The sequence below is a fragment of the Streptomyces sp. NPDC055506 genome (assembly GCF_053643595.1).
Window position 1 is genome coordinate 25,666 of the sequence record NZ_JBSHKH010000085.1, and the last position, 9,758, is coordinate 35,423.

A 9,758-nucleotide genomic window follows, 5' to 3' on the forward strand; every position below is an offset into this window, starting at 1 on the left:
GACGACTCCTCAGGTCAGCTGCCAGACGGCGGGGGTGCGCTGGTCGGGCGGGTACTGCGCGATCCGGCCGTCGTCCGTCACGCTCACCGTCATCCGGGTGATGGCGTTGACGAGCCGGTAGCCGCCTTCGCCGGCCGGCTCCAGCGCCCAGCGCTGGATGGTGCCGGCGGGGTCGCAGGTCTGCGGCGTCACCTCGACGCCCGGCTGAAGGGGCACGTTGAGCGTGAGCTTCCCGCCCCGCACCTCCAGACAGCCGTCCTGGGTTCGCAGGGTGGCGTAGCCGTCGGCCGTGCGCCGGACGGCGGCGGTGAACGACCTGCCGGACGCCCGGAACGTGTACGTCCCGTCCGCGACCGGCACCCGGGTCAGGTCACGGAATCCGGGCGCGTGGCCCACGGCCGTACCGCGTGCGGTGAACCCGTCGTAGGTGGCGTCGGGATGCGGGTCGCCCCAGGTGGCCTGGGCGATGTGCCGCAGGGCGGGCCACAGGGCGACGGCCACCTCGTTCTCGGTCTCCCCGCGGCCGTTGTCGGGCCAGAGGCTGATCTTCGCGCCGGTGACACCTTCGCTGGAGGTCAGTTTCTCGCCCTCGAAGCCGCGCGGGTCCCAGCTCTGGTCGTAGAGCGCCTCGGTGTCGGTGTGGAAGCCGCCGCGGACGAGGTAGAGCGCGTACGCCGCGTTCATCAAGGGGTACCCCTCGGCGATGAGCCGGCTGGGCTTGACCGCCACGTTCAGCCAGTGCTCGACCGTCGTACCGGCCGCGACCGGCACGGTGTTGGCACCGGTGAGCCCGTCGTTCCAGATGCGCAGTCGCTTGCCCTCGGCGGCCGCGTAGGCGTGGACGCGGTTGACGAAGTCGACGAACGCGTCCTGGGGTGTGGCGTCCGGGCCGTATCTTTCCCGCGCGTACTTGAGGACCTGCGGGTACTTGGCGAAGTCGGAGCCGAGCATGTACTCGTCGGCGCCCATGTGCCAGTCCCGCCCGGGGAAGACCTCGGCGTACTCGTCCATCAGGCTCGTGTAGTAGGCGAAGGCCTCGGGCCGGGTGATGTCCAGCCGGGAGGGCTGCTTGTTTCCGTCCGTGTCGGTGAGCTGGAGGTCGGGGCGGTTCTCTATCCACGGGTCCATGTGACCCGGGGAGTTGATCTCGGGAATGATCTCGACGTGGTACTTCTCGCCGAGCGCGACCAGCCGGCGGATCTCGTCCTTGGTGTAGTAGCCCCAGGTGTTGGCCTCGGGGTGAGCGTCGCTCTTCACCTTCAGTTCGAGGAGCAGCTGGTTGAGCTTGTGGTACGCCATCTCGCGCACCAGGTTCTCCAGCCAGGGCAGCGAGACGTGGACGTAGCAGGCGCAGACGCCGACGCCCCGTTCCTTGTAGCGCGGCACGTCGACGGTGCGTCCGGCGGGGACGCGGTCGCCCTGGGCGAGGAGCTGGAGGAGGGTCCGGGTGCCGTAGAAGGCGCCGGTCTCGGTCGCGCCGGTCACCGACAGCCTCCGGCCCACGTGGAGTTCGTAGCCCTCCGGGCCGAGCGAGGATCTGCCGGGCTGGATGTCGATAACGATGTCACCGGCCCGGGCTCCGCCCCCTACGACGGGGACCGTGCCGTGACCGGCCGCCCGGAGGTCGGCGGCGAGGGTGCCGGCGACCCGGCGCTCGGCCCCGGTGACGGCCACCAGCCGGGTGCCCCGGCCGTAGGCGTAACTCCCGGCTTCCGGGGACCAGTCGGTGAGTGCGGGCACGGTGACCGGTGTCCGCTGCTCCTCGCGCGCAACAGCGGGTGTACCCGGTGCCGCCGTGAAGAGCAGCGCCAGTGCCGCCAGGACTCCGGGCCACCACGTTCGCCGTCTTCCGCGCTCAGTCATACGGCTCCCCATTCATCGGACGTCTGATCATTGAGCTGGCGTCGACGACTGTCAATGGGGCATGCAGGCACGAAAGTTGACCCATTGATCGGATGTCCGGGGGCGCACGGGGCGTACTGCGGAGCGCTATCCGGCCGGTGACCTCGACGTGCGCCCCCTGCCGGTGCACAGTTCTCCCTACGTACTCGCCAGTAAGCCCGTGCCTCTCCCCTCCGAGGAGTTCCCCGTGACCAGTTGGGCCGGCCGCACCGCCGCCGAGATATCCGCCGCCGTCCGCGAGAAGCGGGTCACCCCGCGCGAGGTGGTCGCCGAGCACCTCGACCGGATCGGGCGGCTCGACGGCCGGGTCGGGGCCTTTCGCACGGTGCGTGCCGAGGCTGCACTGGCCGAGGCCGAGGAGGTGGCCGCGCGCGGCGACTTCGCCGATCTGCCCCTGGCCGGGGTGCCCGTGGCGGTCAAGGACAACCTCACCGTGCGTGGCGAGTCCCGGCGCGTCGGTTCGGCCGCCACACCCGGCACACCGGCGGCCGAGGACCATGGGACGGTGGCCCGGCTGCGGGCGGCGGGCGCGGTGGTGGTGGGGCTGACGAACGTCCCGGAACTGTGTGTCTTCGGCACGACGGACGGCGTGCTGGGCATCTCCCGCAACCCTTGGGACCCGACGCGCTCGGCGGGCGGTTCGTCGGGCGGCAGCGCCGCCGCGGTCGCCGCCGGGATGGTGCCGATCGCCCTCGGCAACGACGGCATGGGCTCGCTGCGCATACCGGCCGCCAACTGCGGCCTCGTCACCATCAAGCCGGGCCACGGGGTGGTCCCGACCGGCGTCGGGGACAGCGACTGGTTCGGCATGTCGGAGAACGGGCCCCTCGCCACGACGGTCGAGGACGCCCGACTCATGTTGTCGGTCCTCGCGGGCACCGAGCCCGAGCCCCGGTCCGAGCCGAGCGGCCTCCGGATCGCCCTGTCGCTGCGCAGCCCCCTGGCCGGGGTCACGATCAGCCGGCCGTACACGGCCGCCGCGCGGGAGGCGGCCGAGGTGCTGATGAAGGCGGGCCATCAGGTCCGGCGCGCCGACCCGCCCTACCCGATGTCGCTCCCTCTGACCTCGCTGATCCACTGGACGGCGGGCACGGCAGCGGACGCGCGGCACCTCGACCGAGGTCTGCTCACACGCCGCACCCGGGTCCACTCCGCACTCGGCCGGCCCTTCGTGGCCACGGCACGCGCCGGGGCGAGCCGGGAACAACTGCGCCGGCGGCTGGAGCCCTTCTTCGCCGAGTACGACGTGCTGCTCACCCCCGCGCTCGCCCGCCGCTCCCCGAAGGCCGCGCCCTGGCACGAGCGGGGCTGGCTGCGCAATGTGCTGGCGAACACGAACTACTCGCCGCTGACGCCCGCGTGGAACCTGACTGGCTGGCCCGCCATGTCCGTCCCCTGCGGAACCCTCCCCTCCGGCACCCCCTGTGCCGTGCAGCTGGTGGGACGCCCGGGTACGGAGTCCCGACTCCTGTCCCTGGCCGAGCAGTTGGAGGCGAGAATCCCGTGGCAGCGTACGGCGCCGGTGAACTAGAGTCGGCCGGGTGACTGCCGGGTCGGCCGTAGGCCATGCACGAGTGAGGCGCCCGGCCTCGACGTGAGCGCGGCGGGGGTGACCCCGCCCGGGCCCGTCCGAGAGCCGGAGAGGGCACGCGCCCCGCCTCTCGCCTCCGTTTCCCCGTCCCCCGCGCCACCACGGCGCCTCACCACGGATCCCGGAACCCGGAGACGAACCCACTCATGTCCCACGCACAGCACACGCCGCCCGCGCTGCCGACCACCGTCGCCCACCTCAATCACACCGTCGTGTTCGCCTCGGACCGCCAGTTGTCGGCGGAGTTCCTGGCGGCCGTCCTCGGCCTGGAGGTCGGTGCGCCCTTCGGACCGTTCCTGCCCGTCGACCTGGGCAACGGCGTGACCCTCGACTACTACGAGAAGCGCGACGAGCCGATCCAGTCCCAGCACTACGCGTTCCTCGTGCCCGAGGAGCGGTTCGACACCATGATCGGCCGCCTGGAGGCGCTCGGGGTCACTCACTACGCGGACCCCGGCCACACCGAGCCCGGTCGCGTCAACGACCTCTTCGGCGGAAACGGCGCCTACTTCGACGACCCGGACGGGCACAACATGGAGATCATGACCCGGCCGTACGTCCGTACCTGACGACCGCCGGGGGTGCCGATGTCTGCTGGGGACTCTAGAGCGCCCGGTACATGATGTGCAGCCCCACCCGGCCGTCCCGGGGATGGTCGAAGGCTTCCGGCACCGTGCCGAGGACCGTGAAGCCGAGGGACATCCACAGCTTCACGGCCGGGTTGGTCTCGACGACGGCGTTGAACACCATGCCCCGGTAGCCGGCGGCCCTGGCTTCGGTCAGGAGGTGTTCGGCGAGGGCACGGCCGTAGCCACGGCCGCCGTGGCCGGGGTCGACCATGAAGCCGGCGTTGGCGATACGGGCTGCGGGGCCACCGTAGTTGGGGGTGAGATAGGCGGAGGCGACGACACGGCCGCTGTCGTCCTCGACGACATAGACCTGTTTCGCCGGATTCATCCACAGGACCCGGGCCTCCTCCTCGGAGGTACCCGGGTCCCATGCGTAGGTCTCGCCCGCGGCGACGATGTGGTGCCAGAACGGCCAGATACGCGGCCAGTCGTCAGCCGTTGCTTCCCTGATCAGCATGGGCGTGAGTCTGGCACGCCCATGCGCTCGGTGATCGTGGAGGGGGTGCGCCCGTGCTCAGTCGACGCTGGGCAGGATGTGGGGCTCCGCGAGGTCCTCCTCGTAGCCCGCGAGGCGGATCGGGGCCGACCGGGCCCACACGTCAAGGCTCCCGAGCTCGTCGGCCCGCCGGCCGGCGCGCTCGCTGCGTTCCTTGGGGCGCTGATCTCGATTCGTCTTCTCCGGTGTCACCGCGCACTCCTTATGTGTCGGTCACCCTCGGGACGCACGCGCCGGTCCTGCTGCGCCTGACGCCCCTATGGGTTTGATGTCAAAAGCAGTTCGGACGCGGTGGCGCCGGTCGACTCACGGGAGAGGCCATGGTGTACCGGCTTGTCCCATGACGGACCGTGGGTGTGGGTAGGACCCCGTACTGCTGTCCGTCCGGACCAGATTAACCAAATGAGCGCCCCCCCGCTCGATGGGGCTGAAAACGGCCGGTAACAATCGCGCGTCATCTGGTGTTCAACTCGGGTTTAGGCGACGATTTGTTCACTCACAGGCGTTTTGAGTACCACCCGAACGGCGTACAAGGGCGTAGGCGCTTTCGACACGGTTGCGCAGTTCAAGTGCCGTTGGCTGAGTCGAAAGCTCGCCATGATCTGCTGCCGCACGGCAACGGCTGTCTCGCAGGAGGACTGACGCATGGAGCTGCGCAGCGTCGAGGAGCTGATGGATCTGCTGTACACCTGCCGGGGCACCAGGGACGCCCCGGACCGCGACCGCCCGCCGGTCGACCTCCACGACCACGCGCTGCGGACCGCCGCGCTGCTGCGCCGCGGCCGCCCGGCCGACAAGGAGCTTCAAGTGGCGGGTCTGGTGCAGCCCGTCGGCGGGCTGCTGTGGCCCGGCGATCCGGCCGCGCGCGCCGACCACGCGGCCCAGGCGGTGCGGGCCCTGCTGGGCGAGCGGGTCTCCCGCCTCGTCCGCCGGTGTCCCCGCCGGGACGCCGCCGCCGACGACGACCTCCTCACCCTGCGCCAGGCGATCGAGGAGGGCCGCACGGCCGGGTTCGACGCCGGGGTCCTGGAGGACTGGCGCACGGTGCTGGACCTCTTGGCCGCGCGCAACTCCCGCCTCGGGGCTGTTGACTGACGGAGTGTCATGAGACCGTACGTCGATGGGGTCCTCGTCGTACGGGCTGGAGGGCAGAGCCGCCGTGGTCACGGGGGCGACGCGCGGGATCGGGCTGGCCGTCGCCCGGCATCTGGTGAACGCCGGAGCATCGGTGTGCGTGACCGCGCGGGACGCCGACGAGGTACGGCGCACCGCTGAGGAACTGGGCGGCATCGGGCTCGCGGGCAGTGTCGCCGACCCCGGCCATCCCCGGCGCCTGACCGAGCTGGCCCTGCGCGAGTTCGGCCGCCTCGACATCCTGGTCAACAACGCGGCGACCAACCAGCCGTACGGGCCGCTCATGGACGCCGCCCCCGAGGCCTGGAGCGAGGCCTTCACCGTCAACGTCGAGGCACCGCTGCGGCTCGTCCAGTGCGCGTGGCGGTCCTGGATGTCGGAACACGGCGGAGCGGTGGTCAACGTGTGCACGGAGGGCGCCGGACACGTCGGCCCGAACGTGGGCGCGTACGGCACGAGCAAGGCCGCGCTGCTGCACCTCACCCAGCAGCTGGCGGGCGAGCTGGGCCCCCTTGTCCGGGTGAACTCCGTCTCCCCCGGCCTGGTTCGCACGGAGATGGCCCGGTTCGTATGGGAACCGGGCGAGGAACAGGTGGCCGCCGGGCTCCCGCTGGGGCGGATCGGGGAGCCGGAGGATGTGGCCCGGGCGGTGCTGTGGCTGGCGTCGGACGCGGCGGAGTGGGTGACCGGCGCGGACCTGGTGGTGGACGGGGGCACGCGGGTGCGGGCGGCACTGCAACCCCCTGGGGGCGCGGGGAACTGCGCGAGCGACCACCCACAACCCGCGGACGCCTCACCCGGCTCCGTCTACCACTTCCCCGGCGCGTAGTCCTTCAGAAAGACCCCGTACAGATCCTCCCCCGCCTCACCCCGCACGATCGGGTCATAGACCCGAGCCGCACCATCCACCAAATCCAGCGGCGCATGGAACCCCGCCTCCGCAAGCCGCAGCTTGTCGTAGTGCGGCCGCTCGTCCGTGATCCACCCCGTGTCGACCGAGGTCATCAGAATCCCGTCGCCCTGGAACATCTCCTGCGCACTGGTCCGCGTGACCATGTTCATCGCGGCCTTCGCGGCGTTCGTGTTCGGATGCCCCGCTCCCTTGTACCCGCGCCCGAAGACCCCCTCCATCGCCGAGACGTTCACGACGTACGCCCGCCCGCTCGCCGCCTTCCTCGCGGCCTCGGCCATCGCCGGCCGCAGCTTGCTGATCAGGATGAACGGCGCCGTGTAGTTGCACAGCTGGGTCTCCAGCAGCTCCACCGGGGAGATCTGCTCGATGGTCTGCACCCAGGTGTTGGAGTCGACCACGTCGGGCACCAGCCCGCCCGCGTCGATCGCCGTGCCGTCCAGGTGCCGCTCGACACTGGCGTTGCCCGCGACCAGGGCGAGGTCGGCGACCTTCTGCGCGTCGAGGCCGCTGGTGCCCAGCGGCAGCGCGGCCAGGCCGTCGACCGCGCCGGAGTTGAAGGCTCCGATGACGTGGTGGGCGGGGAGTTCCCCGGCGGGCAGCGGGGCGCTCTCGCCGTCGACCAGGGCGGCGTAGGCGGAGGGCAGCCGGCGCACGGTCTGCGTGGCGTTGTTGACGAGGATGTCGAGGGGGCCCGCCTCGGCGACCTGGTCGGCGAGGGCCACGGCCTGGGCGGGGTCGCGCAGGTCGATGCCGACGACCTCGAGGCGGTGCATCCAGTCCGCCGAGTCGTCCATCGCCTTGAAGCGGCGGATGGCGTCCTTCGGGAAGCGGGTGGTGATCGTCGTGTGCGCGCCGTCGCGCAGCAGCCGGAGCGCGATGTACATGCCGATCTTGGCGCGGCCGCCGGTGAGCAGGGCGCGCTTGCCGGTGAGGTCGGCGCGGACGTCGCGCTTCTCGCGGTTCACACGGGCGCAGTCGGGACAGAGCTGGTGGTAGAAGTAGTCGACTTCCACGTAGCGGGCCTTGCAGGTGTAGCAGGAGCGGGGGCGCTGGAGTATCCCCGCGATCCTGCCCGCCTCGGTGGCCGACGACGGCAGGAGGCCCTCGGTCTCGTCGTCGATGCGCTGGGCGGAGCCGGTCGCCGTGGCCTCCGTGACCGCCTTGTCGTGGGCGGTCTTGGCGGCCCGGCGTTCCTGGCGGCGGCGCTGCTTGACCGTGCGGTAGACACCCGCGGTGGCCCGGCGCACGGCGATGGCGTCCGGGTGGTCGACCTCCAGCTTGTCGAGTTCCTCGAGCACGCTGAGGCAGACGGCCAGACGCTCCGGGTCGATGCCGGGTCCGTACGAGAGCCCGCTCGCCTCGTCCATGGCCTGCGGGCCGTCCTCTGTCACCGTCATCGCCGCTGTCGTTCCCTGCTCTGCCGTCGCGGCGCGCCGGTCGCGCCCGCATTCGAAGGGCGAATTTTACGGAGCGCCGGGCCGGACCGCCAAACCCGCTCCTGATCACTACTCGCAGGCCGTGATCAGTGTCCGCACCTCCTCGGAGAGGGCGGCCGCGAATCGGTCGAGGTCGGGGACGGCCTCGGCATCGGCGACGAGGCCGTAGTGGACACTGCCCCGGTACGTCGAGACCGCCACCGCCAGGGAGTGGCCGGGAGGCAGCGGGGCGAAGGGGAACACGGCGCTCAGCGGATGGCCGCCGAGTCTCAGGCCGAGGCTGGGCAGGGGCACGCTGGTCACCAGGATGTCGAACCAGAGCCGGGCCGCCTGGCCGACCAGGGGCCCGCCGAGCCGGTGGGCGAGAGCGGGGACGTGGTCGGCGAGCAGGGCGACGGCGCCCGCGCCCCGGTTGGGGCCGGCGTCCTTGTTGCGGTCCATGGCGGTGCGGACCGAGGCGAGGCGCGCCAGCGGGTCCGGATCGTCCACCGGAAGCCGTATCAAGTAACCGGAGAGCCGGTTGCCCTGTGGGTAGGCGGTGCGCGGTCGACGCTTGGAGACGGGGATCAGTGCGCGGGGCGTGACGCCCTCGCTGCCGTCGCCGCGCTCGTCGAGCCAGTGGCGCAGGGCGCCCGCTACGACGGCGATCAGCACGTCGTTGACGGTGCCGCCGACGGTCTTGCGGACGCGGTGCACGTCGTCGAGGTCGAGAACGACTCCGGCGGTGCGGCGGGTGCCGCTCGGCTCACAGGTGAGCGCGGGGGTGGAGCGCACATCGAGGGAGGAGCGGGCGACGGAGGCGCCGATGTCCAGGGCCCGGCCCACGTCGGACAGGGCGCCCCGCACCATCCCGGGCAGGTCGCGCACCTCCGGCAGCAGGCCGCGCGGGGGCTCGACGGTGCGGGGCCGGGGCGCGGGCAGGTCCATCGGGTCCATGACGCCCGCGGCGAGGGTGAGGGCCCGCAGCCCGTCGGCCAGGGCGTGGTGGAACTTGAACAGCACCGCGAAGGAGTTCCCGTCCTCGCCCGGCAGTACATGGGCCTCCCAGGGCGGCCGGCCGCGCTCCAGCGGACGCCCCATGAGCCGGCTCGCCGCCGCGTGGAAGTCCGCGGTCGGGGCGTGCAGCCGCACATGGTGCTGGGAGTCGAAGTCCGGGTCCGGTTCCCGGGCCGCGCCGCCGAAGGCGAGCGGCCGGCGCAGCGCCGAGGGCCACGGCTGCCACACGTCGCGGATGCGCATCCGCAGTCCGGGCACGCCGGCGGCGCGGGCCGCGAGCAGGTCCGCTGCGTGGGCACCCGCGGCGGGCGAGTGGGCCGGGAAGATCCCGAGCGCCCCGAGGTGCATCGGGTGCTCGGCGGACTCGAGGTTCCAGAACGCCAGGTCGAGAGGAGCGAGCAGGTCAGCAGTCAAGGGCTTGCCTCGCGTCGACGACGGGGTGGGTCAGCAGTCAACCGCCCCCAGCCGATTACGGTCAAGTACGATCAGGCTACGTACAGTTAACAGCAGATTAAGTCCCGCCCCGGATCTCCCGCTCCGTCTTCTTCTGGTAGTCGGCGTACGGCGGATACGCCGCCACCGCCCGCTCCCACCACGCGGCCTTCTCCGCGCCGGTGACCTCACGGGCCGTCATGTCCCGCTTGACGGGACCGTCCTGGAG

At 71.8% G+C, this 9,758-nt stretch carries 10 protein-coding genes; 4 read left to right on the forward strand and 6 right to left on the reverse strand.

Annotation, left to right across the window (positions count from 1 at the left end; genetic code table 11):
• Positions 1 to 9: 9 nt before the first annotated feature.
• Entirely contained in the window at positions 10 to 1,863 is a 1,854-nt protein-coding gene (locus ACWIF2_RS27375; RefSeq protein WP_454363366.1) for a family 20 glycosylhydrolase, read from the reverse strand.
• Positions 1,864 to 2,089: 226 nt separating this feature from the next.
• On the opposite strand from ACWIF2_RS27375, the gene ACWIF2_RS27380 reads away from it, so the two are divergent.
• A complete protein-coding gene (locus ACWIF2_RS27380) occupies positions 2,090 to 3,433 on the forward strand; it encodes an amidase (protein ID WP_454363368.1) in 1,344 nt (447 codons plus the stop codon).
• A gap of 206 nt (positions 3,434 to 3,639) precedes the next feature.
• Positions 3,640 to 4,062 carry a VOC family protein gene (locus tag ACWIF2_RS27385; protein WP_454363369.1) on the forward strand — a complete coding sequence of 141 codons (423 nt, stop codon included), beginning with the start codon at positions 3,640 to 3,642 and terminating at the stop codon, positions 4,060 to 4,062.
• Between the two features lie 34 nt (positions 4,063 to 4,096).
• On the opposite strand, the gene ACWIF2_RS27390 is transcribed toward ACWIF2_RS27385, so the two are convergent.
• Positions 4,097 to 4,579 (reverse strand): N-acetyltransferase family protein, encoded by a 483-nt coding sequence (locus tag ACWIF2_RS27390; protein WP_454363371.1) that lies wholly within the window; start codon positions 4,577 to 4,579, stop codon positions 4,097 to 4,099.
• Between the two features lie 57 nt (positions 4,580 to 4,636).
• Positions 4,637 to 4,810, reverse strand: coding sequence for a hypothetical protein (locus tag ACWIF2_RS27395; protein ID WP_184587767.1), 174 nt, complete (start codon positions 4,808 to 4,810; stop codon positions 4,637 to 4,639).
• 453 nt (positions 4,811 to 5,263) lie between these two features.
• On the opposite strand from ACWIF2_RS27395, the gene ACWIF2_RS27400 reads away from it, so the two are divergent.
• Positions 5,264 to 5,713: a hypothetical protein gene (locus ACWIF2_RS27400; RefSeq protein ID WP_454363372.1), complete on the forward strand. Its 450-nt coding sequence runs from the start codon at positions 5,264 to 5,266 to the stop codon at positions 5,711 to 5,713.
• Between the two features lie 25 nt (positions 5,714 to 5,738).
• The gene (locus ACWIF2_RS27405) at positions 5,739 to 6,581 is read left to right on the forward strand and encodes an SDR family oxidoreductase (RefSeq protein ID WP_454363374.1); all 843 of its coding nucleotides are present in this window, start codon (positions 5,739 to 5,741) and stop codon (positions 6,579 to 6,581) included.
• Here ACWIF2_RS27405 and ACWIF2_RS27410 read toward each other — a convergent pair.
• From ACWIF2_RS27410 to ACWIF2_RS27420, 3 genes are all read right to left on the reverse strand, one after another.
• Entirely contained in the window at positions 6,560 to 8,062 is a 1,503-nt protein-coding gene (locus tag ACWIF2_RS27410; RefSeq protein ID WP_454363376.1) for an SDR family NAD(P)-dependent oxidoreductase, read from the reverse strand. The genes ACWIF2_RS27405 and ACWIF2_RS27410 overlap by 22 nt on opposite strands.
• A gap of 108 nt (positions 8,063 to 8,170) precedes the next feature.
• A complete protein-coding gene (locus ACWIF2_RS27415) occupies positions 8,171 to 9,511 on the reverse strand; it encodes a wax ester/triacylglycerol synthase family O-acyltransferase (RefSeq protein WP_454363378.1) in 1,341 nt (446 codons plus the stop codon).
• A gap of 97 nt (positions 9,512 to 9,608) precedes the next feature.
• On the reverse strand, positions 9,609 to 9,758 hold a 150-nt coding region (locus tag ACWIF2_RS27420), incomplete at its 5' end, for a nitroreductase/quinone reductase family protein (protein ID WP_454363379.1).

Bases quoted from the DNA above. Each gene is read 5' to 3' on its own strand.
- ACWIF2_RS27385 (WP_454363369.1), top strand. From the start codon at position 3,640: ATGTCCCACGCACAGCACACGCCGCCCGCGCTGCCGACCACCGTCGCC.
- ACWIF2_RS27410 (WP_454363376.1), bottom strand. From the start codon at position 8,062: ATGACGGTGACAGAGGACGGCCCGCAGGCCATGGACGAGGCGAGCGGG.
- ACWIF2_RS27400 (WP_454363372.1), top strand. From the start codon at position 5,264: ATGGAGCTGCGCAGCGTCGAGGAGCTGATGGATCTGCTGTACACCTGC.
- ACWIF2_RS27405 (WP_454363374.1), top strand. From the start codon at position 5,739: ATGGGGTCCTCGTCGTACGGGCTGGAGGGCAGAGCCGCCGTGGTCACG.
- ACWIF2_RS27390 (WP_454363371.1), bottom strand. From the start codon at position 4,579: ATGCTGATCAGGGAAGCAACGGCTGACGACTGGCCGCGTATCTGGCCG.
- ACWIF2_RS27375 (WP_454363366.1), bottom strand. From the start codon at position 1,863: ATGACTGAGCGCGGAAGACGGCGAACGTGGTGGCCCGGAGTCCTGGCG.